The sequence below is a fragment of the Arthrobacter sp. UYEF3 genome (assembly GCF_040546245.1).
Classification (GTDB): Bacteria; Actinomycetota; Actinomycetes; order Actinomycetales; family Micrococcaceae; genus Arthrobacter.
This window is the reverse complement of record NZ_JBEPNK010000002.1, coordinates 108605-127140: the sequence shown is the minus strand read 5'-3', so window position 1 is coordinate 127140 and position 18536 is coordinate 108605. Positions and strand designations below refer to the sequence as shown.

Annotated in this window: 15 protein-coding genes, 1 tRNA gene and 1 pseudogene; 8 read left to right on the top strand and 9 right to left on the bottom strand. The window is 66.3% G+C overall.

Going from position 1 to position 18536, the window contains the following annotated elements:
- From sucC to ABIB14_RS02030, 3 genes are all read right to left on the bottom strand, one after another.
- Positions 1-1170, bottom strand: a complete 1170-nt coding sequence (gene sucC, locus ABIB14_RS02040) for an ADP-forming succinate--CoA ligase subunit beta (RefSeq protein ID WP_354233683.1) — start codon at positions 1168-1170, stop codon at positions 1-3.
- Between the two features lie 276 nt (positions 1171-1446).
- The gene (pcrA, locus tag ABIB14_RS02035) at positions 1447-4041 is read right to left on the bottom strand and encodes a DNA helicase PcrA (protein WP_502909579.1); all 2595 of its coding nucleotides are present in this window, start codon (positions 4039-4041) and stop codon (positions 1447-1449) included.
- A 538-nt stretch (positions 4042-4579) separates the two neighbouring features.
- Entirely contained in the window at positions 4580-5377 is a 798-nt protein-coding gene (locus ABIB14_RS02030; protein ID WP_354233846.1) for an inositol monophosphatase family protein, read from the bottom strand.
- 220 nt (positions 5378-5597) lie between these two features.
- On the opposite strand from ABIB14_RS02030, the gene ABIB14_RS02025 reads away from it, so the two are divergent.
- Complete coding sequence (locus tag ABIB14_RS02025; RefSeq protein WP_354233681.1) at positions 5598-6251, top strand: hypothetical protein; 654 nt, start codon at positions 5598-5600, stop codon at positions 6249-6251.
- A 460-nt stretch (positions 6252-6711) separates the two neighbouring features.
- Here ABIB14_RS02025 and ABIB14_RS02020 read toward each other — a convergent pair whose 3' ends face one another.
- Positions 6712-7782, bottom strand: coding sequence for a hypothetical protein (locus ABIB14_RS02020; RefSeq protein ID WP_354233679.1), 1071 nt, complete (start codon positions 7780-7782; stop codon positions 6712-6714).
- 197 nt (positions 7783-7979) lie between these two features.
- On the opposite strand from ABIB14_RS02020, the gene ABIB14_RS02015 reads away from it, so the two are divergent.
- Complete coding sequence (locus ABIB14_RS02015) at positions 7980-8132, top strand: hypothetical protein (protein ID WP_354233678.1); 153 nt, start codon at positions 7980-7982, stop codon at positions 8130-8132.
- Positions 8133-8267: 135 nt separating this feature from the next.
- Here the strand turns inward: ABIB14_RS02015 and ABIB14_RS02010 are convergent, their stop codons facing one another.
- The 3 genes from ABIB14_RS02010 to ABIB14_RS02000 all read right to left on the bottom strand — a co-directional run bounded on the left by ABIB14_RS02010 (position 8268) and on the right by ABIB14_RS02000 (position 11317).
- The gene (locus ABIB14_RS02010) at positions 8268-9803 is read right to left on the bottom strand and encodes a putative bifunctional diguanylate cyclase/phosphodiesterase (RefSeq protein WP_354233677.1); all 1536 of its coding nucleotides are present in this window, start codon (positions 9801-9803) and stop codon (positions 8268-8270) included.
- Positions 9793-10254, bottom strand: coding sequence for a DUF7793 family protein (locus ABIB14_RS02005; RefSeq protein WP_354233676.1), 462 nt, complete (start codon positions 10252-10254; stop codon positions 9793-9795). The genes ABIB14_RS02010 and ABIB14_RS02005 overlap by 11 nt, the downstream gene beginning before the upstream one ends.
- Before the next feature lie 292 nt (positions 10255-10546).
- A complete protein-coding gene (locus ABIB14_RS02000) occupies positions 10547-11317 on the bottom strand; it encodes a DUF998 domain-containing protein (RefSeq protein ID WP_354233674.1) in 771 nt (256 codons plus the stop codon).
- Positions 11318-11402: 85 nt separating this feature from the next.
- Here ABIB14_RS02000 and ABIB14_RS01995 point away from each other — a divergent pair.
- From ABIB14_RS01995 to ABIB14_RS01985, 3 genes and pseudogenes are all read left to right on the top strand, one after another.
- Positions 11403-11475 (top strand) — tRNA-Arg (locus ABIB14_RS01995).
- A 79-nt stretch (positions 11476-11554) separates the two neighbouring features.
- Positions 11555-11908, top strand: a pseudogene (locus ABIB14_RS01990) (DUF6314 family protein); the annotation flags it as partial.
- Positions 11909-12034: 126 nt separating this feature from the next.
- The gene (locus ABIB14_RS01985) at positions 12035-12433 is read left to right on the top strand and encodes an NUDIX hydrolase (protein WP_354233845.1); all 399 of its coding nucleotides are present in this window, start codon (positions 12035-12037) and stop codon (positions 12431-12433) included.
- Positions 12434-12442: 9 nt separating this feature from the next.
- Here ABIB14_RS01985 and ABIB14_RS01980 read toward each other — a convergent pair whose 3' ends face one another.
- On the bottom strand, positions 12443-14356 hold the full coding sequence (locus tag ABIB14_RS01980; RefSeq protein ID WP_354233673.1) for an ABC transporter ATP-binding protein: 1914 nt from the start codon (positions 14354-14356) through the stop codon (positions 12443-12445).
- Positions 14353-16044, bottom strand: coding sequence for an ABC-F family ATP-binding cassette domain-containing protein (locus ABIB14_RS01975; protein ID WP_354233672.1), 1692 nt, complete (start codon positions 16042-16044; stop codon positions 14353-14355). Before ABIB14_RS01975 ends, ABIB14_RS01980 begins: the two co-directional genes overlap by 4 nt.
- Before the next feature lie 244 nt (positions 16045-16288).
- On the opposite strand from ABIB14_RS01975, the gene ABIB14_RS01970 reads away from it, so the two are divergent.
- The 3 genes from ABIB14_RS01970 to ABIB14_RS01960 are packed head-to-tail and all read left to right on the top strand — an operon-like array spanning position 16289 to position 18505.
- A complete protein-coding gene (locus tag ABIB14_RS01970; protein ID WP_354233671.1) occupies positions 16289-17011 on the top strand; it encodes a hypothetical protein in 723 nt (240 codons plus the stop codon).
- On the top strand, positions 17008-17784 hold the full coding sequence (locus ABIB14_RS01965) for a hypothetical protein (RefSeq protein ID WP_354233669.1): 777 nt from the start codon (positions 17008-17010) through the stop codon (positions 17782-17784). Before ABIB14_RS01970 ends, ABIB14_RS01965 begins: the two co-directional genes overlap by 4 nt.
- On the top strand, positions 17771-18505 hold the full coding sequence (locus ABIB14_RS01960) for a hypothetical protein (RefSeq protein ID WP_354233667.1): 735 nt from the start codon (positions 17771-17773) through the stop codon (positions 18503-18505). Before ABIB14_RS01965 ends, ABIB14_RS01960 begins: the two co-directional genes overlap by 14 nt.
- Positions 18506-18536: the final 31 nt, after the last annotated feature.

Genomic DNA, 18536 nt, shown 5'->3' with positions numbered 1-18536 from the left:
TTACTTCGCTGCGTTGGCGAGCTCGGCAGCCTTGTCGGCGCCCTCGTCCATGGTGGCGGCCAGGGTAACCAGCGGGTGGTTGGCCTCGGCCAGGATGCGGCGGCCTTCCTCGACGTTGTTGCCGTCGAGGCGGACGACCAGCGGCTTGTTCGCGGAGTGGCCCAGTTCGGCAAGTGCGCCGACGATGCCCTTGGCGACGGCGTCGCAGGCGGTGATGCCGCCGAAGACGTTGACGAAGACGGACTTGACCTGCTCGTCGCCCAGGATGACGTCGAGGCCTGCCGCCATGACCTCGGCGGACGCTCCACCGCCGATGTCCAGGAAGTTGGCGGGCTTGACGTTGCCGTGGTTTTCGCCGGCGTAGGCGACGACGTCGAGCGTGGACATGACCAGGCCGGCACCGTTACCGATGATGCCGACGGAGCCGTCGAGCTTGACGTAGTTGAGGTCCTGCGCCTTGGCCTTGGCCTCGAGCGGGTCAGCGGCGTCCTTGTCTTCCAGGGCGGCGTGCTTGGCGTGGCGGAATCCGGCGTTTTCGTCGAGGGAGACCTTGCCGTCCAGGGCAACGACGTCACCGGCGCCGGTGAGGACCAGCGGGTTGACCTCTACGAGGGTGGCGTCTTCCTTCGTGAAGACATCCCAGAGCTTCAGGATAACGCCGGCGACCTTGCCGCGCAGTTCCTCGGCGAAGCCTGCAGCGGCAACGATTTCGTCGGCCTTGGCCTGGTCGATGCCGACGGCCGGGTCGATCGCGATCTTGGCCAGAGCATCGGGACGCTCGACGGCGAGCTGCTCGATTTCCATGCCGCCCTCAACCGAGCACATGGCCAGGTAGTTGCGGTTGGCCCGGTCCAGCAGGACGGAGAAGTAGTATTCCTCGGCGATATCCGCACCCTGGGCAATCATCACCTTGTGAACGGTGTGGCCCTTGATGTCCATGCCAAGGATGTTGGTGGAGTGTTCAAGCGCTTCGTCGGCGGTCTTGGCGACCTTGACGCCGCCGGCCTTGCCGCGGCCTCCGGCCTTGACCTGCGCCTTTACGACAGTAACGCCGCCGATTTTCTCGGCAGCTGCCTTTGCTTCTTCAGGGGTGTACGCCACGATGCCAGCAAGCACGGGTACACCGTGCGCCTCGAACATATCGCGCGCCTGATATTCAAACAGGTCCACGGGTTAGTGTCCTTCTACGTCGAAGTAGTTTCTGTACAGCCGGACCCCACGTTTTCGCGGTTACCGGGCTGCGGAATAAACGCACCCTGCGACAGGCTTGGAAACGAGCCACACGGCGCAATGCTCCTTTTGGAACTCTAGTCCTTTGAACGGACCAGCCCGACCCAGAGTACCGCTTAAGTGAGGAAGGACACTATTCTATTGAGCGTAGAAAAACCGCTAGATTACGGGGTTTTTCGGGCTTCGGACGGTCTCGGAGGGGCCGGTTTGGCGGGGTCAGGCGTCGATTTTCGTCAGGGGGGCGTATCGCAGCAGGAGCCGCTTCTCGCCGACGTCGAACTTCACCTTCGCGACTGTCTTATCCCCCGCGCCTTCGACGGCGAGGACGGTGCCGTTACCGAAGCTGGTGTGGTTGACCTGGTCCCCGACGCTGACGGCGACGATCTCCTTCTGCGGCTGGACCCGGCTCTTGATGATGGCTGCCGGGACGTCGGTGTTGAAGCCGGCCGAGGCGTCCGCTCCGGTGCCGCGGGCCGTGCCGGCGCCCCAGAAGGATCCGCCGTAGCGGCTGGAACCGATCGCTCCGCCGCTCCCCCAGCCGCCGGCGTGCCGGCTGGTCCCTTCGCGCTTCCACTCGACCAGCTCGGCCGGGATCTCCTCGATGAACTGGCTCGCCGGGTTGTACTGGCTCTGGCCCCACATGCTGCGGACCTCGGAGCGGGTCAGGTACAGCCGTTTCCGGGCGCGGGTCAGGCCCACATAGGCGAGCCGGCGTTCCTCAGCGAGCTCCTTGGGATCGGTGGCCGAGCGCTGGTGCGGGAACAGCCCGTGCTCCATCCCGGTCAGGAAGACCACCGGGAACTCCAGGCCTTTCGCGGTGTGCAGGGTCATCAGGGTGACGACGCCGAGCCGTTTGGCTTCGGCGACGGCGGCGGCCAGCTCGTCGGCGCTCCCCGCTGGCGCGTCGGGGATCTGGTCGGCGTCGGCCACTAAGGAGACGCCTTCCAGGAAGGCGCCGAGCGAACCCTCGGGGTTGTCCCGTTCGTATTCGCGCACGACGGCGACGAGTTCGGCCAGGTTCTCCACCCTGGATTCGTCCTGCGGGTCGGTGCTGGAGCGCAGGGTGGCGAGGTAGCCGGTCTGCTCCAGGACCGCTTCCAGGGCCGCGGACGCGCCGGAGCCGGTTGCCACCTCGGCAAGGTCATCGAGGAGCTTCACGAAGCCGAGGACAGCGTTGACGGAGCGGGTCGCCATGCCGGGCGCTTCCTCGGCACGGCGGGCGGCGGCCATGAACGAGGTCCGCTCGCGCTCCGCCAGAGCGGCGACAGCTCCCTCGGCCCGGTCGCCGATGCCGCGCTTGGGTTCGTTGAGGATGCGGCGCAGGTTGACGTCGTCGTCGGGGTTGACCAGCACACGCAGGTAGGCGAGGGCGTCCTTGATTTCCTTGCGCTCGTAGAAGCGGGTGCCGCCGACAACCTTGTAGGGCAGCCCGACGCGAACCAGGACGTCCTCGATAGACCGGGACTGGGCGTTGGTGCGGTAGAAGATGGCGACGTCGCCCGGGCGGAGGTCCCCTTCGTCCTGAAGCCGGTCGATTTCCTTGGCAATGAACTGGGCTTCGTCATGCTCGTTTTCGCCGACGTAGCCGACGATTTTTTCGCCGTCACCCTCGGCCGTCCAGAGCCGTTTCTCCGGCCGGTTGGGGTTGCGGGAGATGACCGAGTTCGCTGCGCTGAGGATCGTCTGGGTGGAACGGTAGTTCTGCTCGAGCTTGATGGTCTTGGCGTCCGGGTAGTCCTCCTCGAACTCCACGATGTTGCGGATGTCCGCCCCGCGGAAGGCATAGATGGACTGGTCCGAGTCGCCGACGACGGTCAGCTCGGCCGCGCCGGGCCCCGCTCCGACGATCTCCCGCACCAGGGCGTACTGGGCGTGGTTGGTGTCTTGGTACTCATCCACGAGCACGTGCCGGAAGCGGCGCCGGTACGAGTCGGCGACCGCCGGGAAGGCCCGGAACATGTAGACGGTTTCGGCAATCAGGTCATCGAAGTCCATCGCGTTGGCCTGGCGCAGCCGCTGAGCATAGCCCTTGAAGACCTCGGCGACGGCCCGTTCGAAGGGCTCGTTGTGATTGGCACTGAAGGCATAGCCGTCCGCATCGATCAGCTCGTTTTTGAGCGCCGAGATCTTGTGCTGGATGGCCTTGGGCGCGAATCGCTTGGGATCCAGGTCCAGGTTCTTGGCCACGAGGGTGATCAGGCGGAGCGAATCGGCCGAGTCGTAGATGGAGAAGTTGGAGTTCAGGCCCACGTTTTTGGCTTCGCGGCGCAGGATCCGGACGCAGGAGGAGTGGAACGTGGAGACCCACATGGTCTTGGCCCGGCCGCCAACCAGGGCTTCAACGCGCTCGCGCATTTCGGCGGCGGCCTTGTTGGTGAAGGTGATGGCCAGGATCTCGCCGTGGTGTGCCCGCCGGGTAGCGATCAGGTAGGCGATGCGGTGGCTGAGCACCCGGGTCTTGCCCGATCCGGCGCCGGCCACGATCAGCAGGGCACTGCCCACATGCGTGACTGCTTCTTCCTGCTGCGGATTGAGTCCCTGCACGAGTTCGTCCGCGTTCGGGAGCCGGGGGCGGTCCCACTCATCGCCGTGACCCGCGCCGCTGCCGCCGTGTTGGCCGCTGTGGTTTCCGCTGTGGTTTCCGCTTTGGTTTCCGCTTTGCGGCGCTTCGGGGGACGCGACGCCGGGTGCGGACCTCAGGTCCGGCATACCGGTGCCGGACCCCGGGATTCCAGAAGCTTTGGCGGGCACAGCCGGCTTCGCGGCAGCTCGGAAGGGTCCGTCGGCGTAGGGGTCAAACAACATATCCATGGTGTTAACAAGTCTAGGCGGTGCCACTGACAGCACGATCCGCGGCCGCAGCACCGCCGGACATGCCCGGCGCCTGGGCCCGCGGATGGACATAGCGCCATTGTGCCCACGCCTCGGTCCGAAGAATGAGCATGTCCCCCTGACGCCATGCGGGAGATGAGCATGTCCCCTGCGCTCAGCAGGAGATGAGCACGTCCCCGTGGCGCCCTGGCTCCGGCGCATCGCGGCCACGCAGCCGCGCCGGACATGCCCGGCGCCCGGGCCCGCGAATGGACATAGGGCCATTGTGCCCATGCCTCGGCCTCAAGAATGAGCATGCCCTCTCGTGCCAGTCGCTCCGCGCAGCCGACTGGCACTCCCCGTGCATCACAGCCCCGCCTCCGCGCCGGACATGCCCGGCGCCCGGGCCCGCGGACGGACATAGCGCCATTGTGCCCACGCCTGGGCCTGAAGGATGAGCATGTCCCCTGGCGCTGCGGCGGCTGTGGAGGCCTGCGGAAAATAGGCATGTCCCCCGGCGTTCGCTCCCGCGTCCGAGCTACCCCACGGAACCTGACTCGAGCGCGGCGCGGAGCTGCCGGACCGCCGTCGTTCCTCCTGCCACAAACCACTCGAGTCCGTTGACGCGGACGACGTCGGCCGCCCCGCCGGCGGCGAGCACTATCGCCTGGCCCGGCAGCCAGTCCCACTCCGGGGAGCTGTGCTGGAACCAGCAGTCCAGTTCGCCGTCGGCCACCCGGCCAAGGTCGCACGAGCCCGAGCCGAACATCCGCAGAGACGCCGCCGAGGTCGCCGCGGCATGCCAGGGCATGGCGCACATGGGGTCGGCGAGCCAGGTGGGATGGATGTAGGTCGCGGCACCCTGTTCCGCTAGCGGCGTCTCTGCGCGGACCCGGCCACCGGAGTCGTTGGACCGGAAACTGGTCAGCGGCTCCCCGTTGAGGGTGGCCGCCCGCGTGGTGCCGCCGAGCCAGAGCTTGTCCTCTTCGGGCTGGAAGATGGCACCGAGAAGCGCCCCGGACGAGTCCTTGAGCGCGATCGCGGAGCACCAGTAGGTGGAGCCGTGCAGGAAGTTGTAGGTGCCGTCCACCGGGTCGATGACCCAGGTCCGGCCGCTGTTGCCCTGTTCGGAGGCGCCCTCTTCGCCGAGGATGCCGTCATCGGGCCGGCACCGCTGGAGCTGTTCGAGCACGTAAGCCTCGGCGGCGTGGTCTGCTGCGGTCACGACATCGGAGACAGACGTTTTCTGTTGTCCCTCCAGTCCGGCCTGCCGCATCAGCAACGCCAGGTTGCCGGCCTCCCGCACCAGTGCCTCGGCGAGCTGGTAGTCATCCAGGTCCGGGCTTAGTTCCGCGGTGCTATGCCGGCCGAGGCGGTGCTTGCCAGGTTCGGTGCTGCTACGTTCGTTGTTGCTCAGTTCGCTCACCCGTTCAGCCTATCGGGCCACCTGAGCGGCTGAACAGGCGTGCCACATCAGGTATGTCAGCGGCTCCGTTCAGGTGCCCCCTGCCCGCGCGGGGCACCCGCTGTCTGAGGTGAGGGGCAATAATGGAGCCATGGCCAAGACACCCGCGCAGCGGATCAAGAAGCACGGCGCGAACGCCGCCGTTCCCCAGCACCACCTGCCCGCGGTGATCAACCCCAGCACCACCCGTACCCCACAAAAGGCGCAGAGCAACAGCAACCTGATCCTGGTTGCGGGTGTCGTGGCGAGCCTGTTCCTGTTCTGGTACCTCCACTTGTTGACCCTGAACCAGCTCACGCAGCTCAGCGGCGGGCTGCCGATGCCGGATTCGCTGGTCGGCGGCTTCGACCAGGGCTTTGTGGAACGGTTGCGCTCGGCCATGGACGGTGACGCCCGCGGGCAATTGAACTACGTGCATAAAACCGCCGGTATGCTCTTCCCGCTGATTTTCGGCTTCACCTGGCTGCTGCTGATCGGCACCAATGTTGCCCGGAAGTCGCTCCGCTGGGCCCTGTGGGCGGTCCCGCTGCTGTTCGCGGGCGTGCGGTTGTGGGCAAACTCGGTCATCGACGCCATGATGTCCGCGGCCACGCTCGACGGCGGCCAGATAGCCCTGGCGTCCGGGCTCACGGTGGCGGGCTGGGTCCTGTTGGTCCTGAGCCTAGTGGTCGGCGGCGCGGCGGTATTCCTGGGTCGGAAGGCTTCCTCGGCGCGGGGCGGGACTTCAGGCGCAATCCCGGCGTAACGGCGGGGCGTTTCACGGGCCGGGGGCTGCGGCCTGCGTCGGCGTCTCGCTCCACTGGACATGCCCATCCGTGGGGCCAGCCGGAGAGCATTTGGCCTAGATGTCCAACGGTCCACCCCGGCGGAGGGCATGCTCCCCGGGCAGATCGCGCTAGCGCAATGGCACCCACTGGACATGCCCATCCGTGGGGCCAGCCAGAGAGCATTTGGCCTAGATGTCCAACGATCCACCCCGGCGGAGGGCATGCTCCCTAGGCAGATTGCGCTAGCGCAATGGCACCCACTGGACATGCCCATCCGTGGGGTCAGCCAGTGAGCATTTGGCCTAGATGTCCAACTTCCAGCCCGAGCGGAGGGCATGCTCCACAGGCGCTCGTGCATCATGCGGAGATTGAAGAGCGGTTTCCCGGACCGCTGAGCATGTTCCTCGGACTTAGTCTTGAGAGAACCGGGCCGCAGGATTAGTTACGGTCGAAACTTACTGTGCGACGCAGCCGGGACCAGTACGATTCCCTGCCCAGTTCGGACTTAAGGAAGTCGCGGGCCTGCTGGGCACGGTCTGGCGCACCGGCACTTTCAAAGTGGGCAGCGGAATTCGCGAGTGCACGCCTCGCTGCAACCTTATTGTCAGTTGCGAGATACGCTCTCCCAAGGAGAAAGCAAGCATCTCCCATATTTTGCGGTGTGGTTGTCCCGGTTTCGCAGATGTCCTCAAGAATGACGACGGCGGACTGCGCGTCGCCTGCCAGGAAAGTCCAATGAGCGCGATTGCGTCGCAACAGCAGCAAATCGTTGGCGCTGCCGCCGATGACATCCGTGGCCAACTCAGCTCGCTCGATGCACCGTAGCGTGTCGGGATCGGCAACGTTTGCCGCAAGACGCATGGCAGCCGACGCTTTGTTGAATTTGGCCCAGATATCCAAGTCTCGGGCCGGAGAGAAAGTTGAGGCTGCAAGCTCGTGGAAGCGTAAGCCCTCCTCTACGTTGTCGCAAAGAAATGCGACGTTGCCGATTACCCAGAATGCCTTGCCCGCGAGTTGTACATCCACTTCGTCAGAGATGACAGCGGCGAGGCTCTTACTCTCGGACCATGCCTCGTCCAACTTTCCGGCGTCCGCGAGGACGGCGATTAGGGCCTGCCTGGCCTTAACGTTGACATCGACATCAGTCTCGCTGTTCGTTAGATCCACGGCCGACCGGGCCTCGGCCGCTGCGGAGTCCAGCAAACCGGATCCTTGGCGCGCCCGGGCCAGCAATACGTGCGCCCGGGCCAGGTCGTGTACGTCACACTGGCCGAACGCATCCGTCAACAGACCAATCGCCAAATTTGCGCAGTCATCAAAACGGTCTACGTCAAGAAGATTTTGCGCCTGCAGGAAAGTCATGTTCCACCACGACGCGGAGTCGCCGTCGCGGAGGGCAATCTCTGCCGCTCGTTGTGCGCTGCTGGCTGCCTCAGCAAAGGCATGGTTACTTCGAAACTCATGAGCCTTCAGCTCAGCAGCTGCATACAGCGGAGAAACGGAGTGCATATATCTATTATCCGGTCTAACGCCGGTAAATCTGCACTCGGCGCGCAAGCCTGACCACGCCAAACCCAGTGACGCCTCGGTATTGATCGGGATTCATCTAATTGGGACCGTTCTATAGCTAGCGGCATCTTGATGCCCCTATACTCAGGTCTGTACAACATGAGTCACATCTGCCACTTACATAACAGGAGTACCACATGAAGAAAACCCTCGCAACACTCCTCGTCGCCGGCGCTTTGGCCGCAGCAGGTCTGTCAGCTGCATCCGCTATTTCCGCTAGCGGGGGCACCTCGGGACAGGGTTCCGTAGCCGCTGTCGGTTACTGGCCGAACTCCACCCCGAAGAACTAACGAAGACAGCAATCGCAGAGGACGGGAACCGGATCTAGATCCAGTTCCCGTCCTTTGTTTTTACCGCAACACATCGCCAGCCCGAACCGCCGTCGTCGCTGTCCGGCGCCAGCCACCGCGAATAAGCCCGGCCGCCTACGGCGAAACTGGCCGGCCCAGGCTGATGAGGGCCTCAATGGCGTCAGGGGCCGTCGGCCGCCCGAAGAAATAGCCTTGGCCGCTGGCACAGCCCAGGCGCACCAGCTCCTCGGCCTGCTCGGCCGTCTCGATTCCTTCCGCCACGGCCTTGAGTCCGCAGGCGTGGATCAGGTGAAGCACGGCCTCGACAAAGCGGCCCTGTTCCTCGTCCGTGCCCAGTCCATCGATCAGGCTGCGGTCGATCTTGACCACATTGACAGGGAGCTGGCGCAGATAGCTGATGGAGGAATAGCCTGTGCCGAAGTCGTCGATTTCGAGCTGCACGCCGAGCTGCCGCAGTCCGCTAAGAGAATACTTGTCGATGTCGCCGCCGGTGACCGCCGTGGACTCGGTCAGTTCAATGACGAGGTTTTTGGCATCCACGCCCGTCTCGCGGAGGATGTCCTGAACGTGCTCGATGAGCTCAAGGTTCTGCAGCTCGGTCGTTGAGATGTTGACCCGGACAGAGAACTCCGGGTCCAGTGTCAGCCGGTCCTGCCAGTCACGGAGCTGGCGGACCGAGTTTCGCAGGACCCAGTGTCCCAACTCCACGATCATGCCGGTCTCTTCAGCCAGCGGAATGAACTGGTCCGGCATCAGCAGCCCGCGCTCAGGGTGATTCCAGCGGACCAGCGCCTCGACACCCTCGACCCTCCCGGTGCCGAGCTCCACTACCGGCTGGTAGTGCAGCGTCAGCTGGTCCTGGCGGATCGCGTGGCGCATCTCCGTAACCATGAGGCTTTGCAGCCTGCGGGCGTACAGCAGCGCTGGCTCGAAGACCTTGATCCCGCTGTGCTGCTGGGCCTTGGCGGCGTACATCGCGGTATCGGCCTCCATGACGAGGTCGTCGGCGGACTGGCCCGGTTCGGCCACCCGGACGCCGATGCTGGTGCCGCACGTGATACGCAGGTCTCCGATTTCAATGCTCTCGCTGAGCGCCTTGAGGATCCTGTTGGCGACCCGTCGGGCGCGGACGAGGTTGGATTTTGGCAGCATGACGGCAAATTCGTCGCCGCCCAGCCGGGCCACGGTGTCTGTGGTCCGCACCGCGTCCTGGAGCCGCCGGGCAATCACGCGAAGGACGTCGTCCCCTGCGCTGTGGCCCAGCGTGTCATTGATGCCTTTGAAGGAATCGAGGTCGAGAACCAGCAGGGCCGGCGGCATCTCGCCGCGGGTCGTCTCGGCGAGCGCGTGGCTAAGCACCGAGTTCAGAGCAGTCCGGTTGGCCAGCTGGGTCAACGGGTCAGTCAGTGCCATCCGTTCCAGCTCCACTTGGGCCTGGCGCAACATGGCGGTCCGGCTCTCGACCCGCTCCTCAAGTTCCTGGTAAATGGTCTGCAGGTCATCGGCCATCAGGTTGATGCCAGCGATGACGGCGGCGACGTCGTCGCGCGCGCCGGAGTGCGGAATCCGGGTGCTCAGGTCACCGCTTGCGATCCGGACGATGCCCTCGACGAGGGTATGCAGCCGAGGGTCTGGAGCATCACTTTTCACTCGTGTACTGCCTTAACCACTCGAGCGCCTCTGTCCGGGAACAAAAGAACGCTGCCGGGATGGTCTCGGTCTTTGAGCGCAGCAGGTAGTGGGCGATCACGCGGTCCACGGGTGTCTCCCCCACGATGGCGAACGCCGTCGCCGCGATGGAGCCGGCAAAGACCTGGCGCGCTTCCACGCTGACACCGACTGCGCCGGAGATCACCAGCAGCACCGGCACCCGTCTGCCGTCGGCGAACGCCCGGACGGCGGCGCCCGCCACCCGAGCTTCGGGGCCATTGATCTCCTGGTTCGGCGGCAGCGTGACTTCGATAATCTCGCCCTCCAGTTGCCGGACACCGATAAGGGGCTCCGCGGACGTCGACGGCGCCGCGTCCGCTGACGCTCCACCAACCGCCCGCACTTCCTCGGGAATCTCCTCGTCCGACGCGACCGGGGCTTCCACCGTCATCGAACCACAACCCCTCGGACGGTGCCACGGCGCGCTGGGGCGCTTTCGCGGCCGCCGCAGGCAGCCGCTGCAAGGCTCGACACAACTAGCTGATCAGGCATCTGTCCCCAAAGACTACAAGTCGGCAATTCGGCGTGCTCCGGAGCCAACTCCTGCACGAGGCACCGGAGCGCGTTCCGGCGAATGCCCTCATAATAGTCCAAGCCGACGCTCGGATGAGACATCGGACACCCCGGGACACGGATTAGTCAAATGCTCCGGACCCACCAACTGCCTGACAACATGCGTCTGTTCAGACGTCAGTCCCGGCGCTCATCTTCCGCGCCGCCAGCTCCCGCCGAACCCGCTGTGCGAGGACCAGGCCCAGCGCCGCCATGCCGATGGTGATGGGGTATCCCATCAGACGTTCCAGCGTGCCCGGTTCAGGCACCTGCATCCGGGTCACGCCGCCGGTGATGAGCGCGGCCAGGGAAACGGCGCCGCAGGCAAGAATAAACAAGCCCAACGGTGTCTGCCGGCGCCACAGCCAGCCGACCAGCAGGAGCGCCAGGCCGCCGCCGGCAAAATACAGGATGGCGCCCACCAGATGCCAGCCGGAGCCGGCATCCTCGGGGACCAGCCCCACCACCACGGTCCCCGCCCCCGCAGCCAGGCTCAGCGCCCGGACAACAAGTGCGGCGCCCGACGGCGAACGCTGTCCCGGGGCAACCGCAAGCCGAGCCCCCGCCCGACCTGCGATGCCGATCACGGCGGAGCTGAGCAGCAGGGCGCCGACCATCATGCCGATCCCCTGCACCACGAACGAGGCGTTCATCAACAGGTGCGCCGGCGAGCAGACATCGCGGCCCGAATATCCGCCGCAGCCCAGGGCGCCCAGGTCGCTGATGTAGCCGGTGCGCCGGCTATACGGCTTGCTGCCGGCCCAGGCGCCGATCACCGCCGCCTCCGCAACGAAGTACTGCAGCACGCTCAACTTGGCGAGCGCTCCGAGGTAGAACCGTGTGGACGCCACATCAGGGATGTAGCTGAGTTGCCGGGCCGCGGTGGTGGAAGATGCTGTCATGCCAAGAGCGTAGTACGCGCCCTCACCTTGTATGCTGGTATCCGTGTCCGAACGGACCGGCCGACGGCCGCCCACCCGCACACGCGCCCTCGTAGCTCAGTGGATAGAGCACGGCTCTCCTAAAGCCGGTGTCGTTGGTTCGATTCCAATCGAGGGCACTTGAACTCCCTGACGCCGGGCGCCGGCCCGGATTTTGAGCTGCACTCCGCCCAGCGCTTTGAGCTGCGCGCCTACCTGATGGGCGGCTGGGATGTCGCCCGCAGCCTGCTCGACCGCGCCACGGGCAGCCGCGGGACGTTCACCGGCGTAGTCAACTTCACGGAAACCGACGACGGCGGCCTTCGCTTCCGCGAGGAAGGCACCATGCGGTGGAATCCGGCCGCCGGGACGCCCTACTCTGGACCGGCCAGCCGCGAGTATCTGCTCCGACCCGCGGCAAGACCGGACATCATGGACATGTACTTCCATGACGGCAGGCCCTTCCACCGCATCGGCTTCGGCGGTCAAGACAGGCAGGACAACCGCGACAGCCATTGGTGCGACCCGGACACCTACCGGGTCCGTTACACCCGCGTCGGCCCGGCCGAGTTCCATTACCGCTGGGACGTCACGGGCCCGACCAAGGATCTGCTGCTCGAATCCATACTGCACCGAACGGCCGGACCGGGCGCCGTCGCAGCGGAGGCTACCGTACCGGCAACGGTCAATCCCCGGATTATTGTCTCCGCCGTCTGCGTCTTTGACACCGCGGGCCGCCTACTGACCGTCCGCAAGCGCGGCACGGACAAGTTCATGCATCCGGGCGGCAAACCCGAGGCCGGCGAGACCGCCGCCCAGGCCGCGTCCCGGGAACTGGCCGAGGAAGTCGGAATTATTGTGCCGCCCGAGGACTTGGAGCCCTTCGGCAGCTGGCTGGCCGAGGCCGCCAACGAGGCCGCCACACAGATCGAAGCCACGGTCTTCACCGCCCCCGGGACCTGGACCGCGCACGCCTCGGCCGAGATCGCAGAAATCCGCTGGCTGGACCTCGGCGCCGGACTCCCCGATGACCTGGCGCCGCTGCTCACGGACCACGTGCTGCCGCTGCTCGGGGCGCGGACGCCCCGGAAGAGCTAGGGCTTGGGCCTAGCTCTCCGGCACAGCCTCGGCGGCCACGGCCGTGGCCTCGGCGAATTGGGTCCGGTACAGCTCCGCATAGCGGCCCTCGGCGGCGAGCAGCTCATTGTGCGTGCCGCGTTCCACTATCGAGCCTCCCTCGACCACCAGGATGGCGTCGGCGGCACGGATCGTAGAGAGCCGGTGCGCGATCACGACGGCGGTGCGGCCTTCGAGGGCCACGCCGAGCGCTTCCTGCACCGCAGCCTCGTTCGTGGAGTCCAGTGCGGCCGTGGCCTCGTCCAGGATCACGATCCGCGGCTGCGCGATCAGCAGACGGGCAATCGTAAGCCGCTGGCGTTCGCCGCCGGAGAGCCGGTAACCACGCTCCCCCACCACGGTGTCCAGCCCGTCCGGCAGCGAGCGGATCATGTCCTCAAGCCGGGCCTGGCGCAGCACATCCCACATCAGCTCCGCGGTCGCGTCCGGGCGGGCCAGGCGCAGGTTGGAGGCGATGCTCTCATGGAAGAGGTGACCGTCCTGGGTGACCATGCCCAGGGTGGCGCGCATCGAATCGAAGGTGAGGTCGCGGACGTCGACGCTCGTGCCGGGCTGCCTGCCGCCGAAGCGGACGGCGCCGGAATCGACGTCGTACAGGCGTGAGAGCAACTGCGCGATGGTGGACTTTCCCGCGCCCGAGGAACCCACCAGGGCCACGGTCTGGCCCGGTTCCACCCGGAAGCTGATTCCGTGCAGCACTTCCTCGCCGCCGCGGGTGTCCAGCGTGGAGACGTCCTCCAGAGAGGCGAGCGAGACCTTGTCCGCCGCGGGGTAGGAGAAGCGGACGTCGTCGAACTCCACGGAGAGCGGACCGCGCGGCGACTCCACTGCGTCAGGCTTTTGCTGGATGAGCGGCTTGAGGTCCAGGATTTCGAAGACGCGCTCGAAGCTAACCAGCGCACTCATGATTTCGACCCGGGCGCTGGAGAGCGCGGTCAGCGGAGCGTAGAGCCGGGTGAGCAGCAACGCCAGCACCACGACGTCGCCCGCGGCGAGCTGCCCGGCAAGGGCCAGCCGGCCGCCCAGCCCGTAGACCAGGGCCAAGGCCAAGGCAGAAACCAGAGTCAGCGCCGTGACAAAGGTGAACTGGAGCATGGCGGTGCGGACACCGATGTCCCGCACCCGGCCGGCCCGGAGCGCGAATTCGTGGGACTCCTCGGCCGGCCGGCCGAAGAGCTTCACCAGGGTGGCTCCGGGGGCGGAGAAGCGTTCCGTCATCTGGGTACCCATGGCGGCATTGTTTTCCGCGGCCTCGCGGCGCAAATCTGCCAGCTTGGAGCCCATCCGGCGTGCCGGGATGAGGAAGATCGGCAGCAGGATGATGGCCAGCACGGTCACAAGCCAGGATTTGTTGAGCATCACCACGAGCGTCAGGACCAGCGCCACTACGTTGCTCACCACCCCGGAAAGTGTGCCGGCGAAGGCCGACTGCGCCCCGATCACATCGTTATTGAGCCGGCTGACCAGCGCACCCGTGCGGGTCCGCGTGAAGAATGCGATCGGCATCTTCTGCACGTGGTCGAACACCTTTGTGCGCAGGTCCACGATCACGCCCTCGCCGATGATGGAGGACAGCCAGCGCGTCACCAGCCCTAGCCCGGCCTCGGCCACTGCCACGATCGCTATCAGCACGGCGAGCCAGATCACCGTCCCGGCGTCGGCGTGCGCGATGATCGCGTCCACCACCTGGCCGGCGAGAACCGGCGTAGCGACGGCCAGGACCGCCATCACGATGGAGAGCAGCACGAAGGCGATCAGCCGGTTTCGGTGCGGCCGGGCGAAGCCGAACACCCGTTTGATCGTCTCCTTGGAGAACGGCTTGGACCCGCTGGAGGCGCGGGTGATGTTGTAGAGGGAGCTCCAGGCGACCCGGTCCATGCTCATTTGTTGGTCCTCATTTGTTGGTGGGCCGAGCCTTTCGTGGCGCTCGCGCCCAGCAGTTCGGTGACGACGCCGTCGAGGACGTTCCAGCGCACGTCCAGGCGCACGTTTTCCAGCAGCCTACGGTCGTGCGTGACGAGCAGCAGCGCGCCGTCGTAGCTGTCGAGGGCCTCCTCGAGCTGCTCGATCGCGGGAAGGTCCAGGTGGTTGGTGGGCTCGTCGAGGACCAGCAGGTTCACGCCGCGGGCCTGCAGCAGCGCCAGCGCGGCCCGGGTCCGCTCGCCGGGCGAGAGCGAGTCAACGGCCCTGGACGTGTGGTCCGCTTTGAGGCCGAATTTGGCCAGCAGGGTGCGGACTTCGGCTGGGGTCTGTTCGGTGAGTACCGCCTCGACGGCATCGGCAAGTTTGAGATGGCCGGCCAGCAGGCCGCGGGCCTGGTCGATTTCCCCGATGGCCACCGAGGCGCCCAGGGAGGCGTCGCCGCCGTCGGGCTGCTGCACCCCCAGCAGCAAACGCAGCAGGGTGGACTTGCCCGCGCCGTTGGGGCCGGTGATCCCGATCCGTTCCCCGGCGTTGAGCTGCAGGTTCACCGGTCCGAGGGTGAAGTCCCCCTGGTGCACGACGGCGTCCCGCAGGGTTGCGACGACGGCGCTGGAGCGCGGCGCCGAGCCGATGCTGAACTGCAGCTGCCATTCCTTGCGCGGTTCCTCGACTTCCTCGAGCCGGGCGATCCGGGATTCCATCTGCCGTACCTTCTGGCCCTGCTTCTCGGAGGACTCGGTGTTCGCGGCGCGGCGGACCTTGTCATTGTCCGGGCTCTTCTTCATGGCATTGCGGACGCCCTGGGAGCTCCATTCGCGCTGCGTCCGGGCCCGGGAGACGAGATCCGCTTTAGTGGAGGCAAACTCCTCGTAGCGTTCCCGGGCATGCCGGCGGGCCACGGTCCGTTCTTCCAGGTAGGCCTCGTAGCCGCCGTCGTAAACCGCCACCGCGTTCTGCGCCAGGTCCAGTTCCACGATCGTGGTCACGCAGCGGGCCAGGAACTCCCGGTCGTGCGAAACCAGCACCACTCCGCCGCGCAGGCCCCGGACGAAGGCCTCCAGCTTGGCCAGGCCGTCGAGGTCGAGGTCGTTGGTGGGTTCATCGAGGAGCACGACGTCGAAGCGGCTCAGCAGCAGGGCCGCGAGCGCCACCCGGGCGGCCTGCCCCCCGGAAAGCCCGGTCATCGCGGCGTCGCGTCCCACCTCGAGTCCCAGATCCGCCAGCACCGGCGGGATCCGTTCCTCCAGGTCCGCGGCTCCGGAGGCCATCCAGCGGTCGAACGCCAGCGAGTATGCGTCCTCGGAACCCGCGGCGCCGCTTCCCAGCGCCTCCGCGGTGGATTCCATCGCGGCCGTTGCCTGGCCGCAGCCGGTGCGGCGCGAGATGTAGCCGCCGACAGTCTCGCCCTCGATCCGTTCGTGCTCCTGCGGCAGCCAGCCGACGAAAGCGTCCTCGGGGGCAAGGCTGACCGTGCCCTCCTGCGGCTGGTCGACGCCGGCGAGCAGCCGCAGCAACGTGGACTTGCCGGCGCCGTTGGCACCGACGACGCCGACCACGTCGCCGGGCGCGACGATGAGGGAGAGTTTGGCGAAAAGAGTTCGGTGGTCGTGGCCACCGGAAAGGTCCTTGGCGACAAGGGTTGCAGTCATTGGTCTATTCTCTCACCGCGGCCCCGCCCCGGGTGCCCCCCGGGCGGCAGGCCCACGGCCGAAAACCGGGCCGGAACCCGCCGAGTGGCCGCCTACCGCCGGCCGGGCATGGAAGAACCCGCTGGTCCGGACTTGGGGGGTGTACGGACCAGCGGGTTCGAGGATCTAGCATAGTTGAAGAAGACGAGCAGGTAAAATCGCAAGCTGGCCCCGTTCTTTGACTCAACCACGCAGGAAGTCCCAGATGCCATTACCCGCCAAGGCGTTCCAACACTGGCTTCACAGTGTCGCGCCGGGGATGAACACCGCCGACATCTGCAGGATCTCCGGTGTCAAACGCACCACCCTGGCCCAGCAGTTGGTGCGCGGCAAGGTCGCTGAGACCACGCTCGTGAGCATCAGCCGGGCCCTGGGGCTGAACCCGCTGGTGGGGCTCGCCGGTTTTGAAAGCTACGCCGGCCTGGAGGGTCAGTCCCGGCCACCCACGCCGGCCGAGCTCGTCAGCCAAATCGCGACCACAGACCTGTTGCGCGCAGTGATTGCCCGCACTTCAACCGGCGAAGCGGCCGCCCCTGCGCTGGGCAGTGCCCCGCACGCCACGGCGGTGCGGAACTGGGTGGACGCCATCGACGACGGCGAGCTTCGGCATCGCGTGTCCGCCGCCACCGGTGTCGCGCCGCAGAACTATTCGGCCCAGCTCACGGCGAACCGACTCTCGCCGGAACTGGCGGTCGCCACTTCCCGTGCCGCTGGCGTGGGTCTGACGGGCGGTCTCGTCGCAACTGGTCTGGTCACGGAAGCCGAGGCGGGCTGGCCGCCCGGCGCCCGACAGTCGGCGCTGGCGGCCCTCTCCGACGGAGAACTTAGCGTGCTGGCCGGAGACCGGCTGCTGGCGCTGGGCAGGATGCTACGACGGCAGGAACAAGAACACGCACAAACAGAAAAGATCTGGGAGAACCTGGGATGATTGAAATACTGCAGTGGTCCACCTTGGTGGTCTGCGGCGCCCTCGCCCTGGCCCGGGTCCCGAGCGCCATCCGTGGCGAAAACCGGTTGCTGTTTGGGATTCTGCTGCTGATGACCTTCGCGGTCCTGCTCAGCACCGAAGTGCCTTACCTGGCTATCGATCAGGTACTGGGAAGCCGTAACCTGGCAAATCTGGGCCTCCGGTTCATAGTTTTCGGCGCTATCCTCCTGGTTGGCATCCGTGTCGCGAAGGGTTTTGAGGCCAGCAATGCCCTGTGGCTGATCACCGGCCGGCCCGGCGCCGTGGCGTTTGCCGTTGCCGGCGTCGCCGTGCTCGTGACCTTTCTGCTGATGGACACGGCGGGGTCCTCCTCCGGGCTGCAGTCCGTCGCCGCAAAGAATGCCCGTAACGGCGCTCTGGTCGAGTATTACGGTGCGGCGGGTCGGCTGTATCCGAGCTACGTCTCGTTGGTCCTCCTTCCGGCTATGATCCGGGCTGCCCGAAGCAGCCTTCCGGCCCTCATCAGGGCGGCGGCTGCACTTCTGATCGTGGGCACCGCTGCCATCGCCATTAGCCTGCTGTCGCCAGTGATCCCGCCCGACTTGGGCTTCGTGCGTTTCATCGTGAACTACACCGCCATCCTTTGCTACCTGCTGGCGCTGGCCCTGATCTGGGCTGATAGATTGCGGGCACAGGCGTCGCCGCGAAGCCGGCGGACCGGCCAAGCGGCCGCCGCACCGGTGCAGAAGTCCCAGGATTATGGCCGTCCTTGAGTGGGGGACGCTGATCGTTTGCGGCATCGCCCTGCTGGTGCGGGTGCCGGGCGCCCTGCGCGGGCGCAACCGGGCGGTCTTCGCGATCCTTTTCCTGGCCACAGTGTGCAGCCTGCTCAGCATCCGGGGACCGTATGCGGCCATCGACGGTGCGCTGGGGAGTTGGAACCTGACCAACCTGATCCTGCGTTTGATCGTCTTCGCGATGGTCTTCCTGGCGGGGCTGCGGCTGGCCGCGGGGCTCGGCGACGCCCGCGTCCGGCGGCTGCTTGTCGGCGGTGCGGGACGCTGGGGACTGACTGTCGCGTGTCTGGCCGTGACGGTGACGTTTTTGCTGATGGACACGCGGGGGTCCTCGGCCGGGCTTGAGGCACTCTGGGACGACGGCGGCCGCAACGCCGCTCTTGCCCCGTTCTACGCGGCAGCCGGGCGGAGCTACCCGGCGTTCGTCTCGATTGTCCTCGTGCCTTCCCTGCTGGCGACCGTCCGTGCACGCCTGCCGCGGCTGGTGCGGGCCGGCGCCGCGTTGACCCTGGTGGGAGCCGTAGCGGCGATCGCGAGCGTCCCGGCATCCTTTCTGCCGGACTCCTGGGATCCGGTCCGGCTGCTCGTCAATTACATGGCGGTGCTCGGCTACGTTCTGGGCCTGCTGGTCTTCTGGATTTCAGGACAGCGCGCTCGCCCGCCGCATAACGCTTCCGCAACGTTCCGAAAAGCCTAGGACCGGGTATTCACATAATCATTAGAGCATG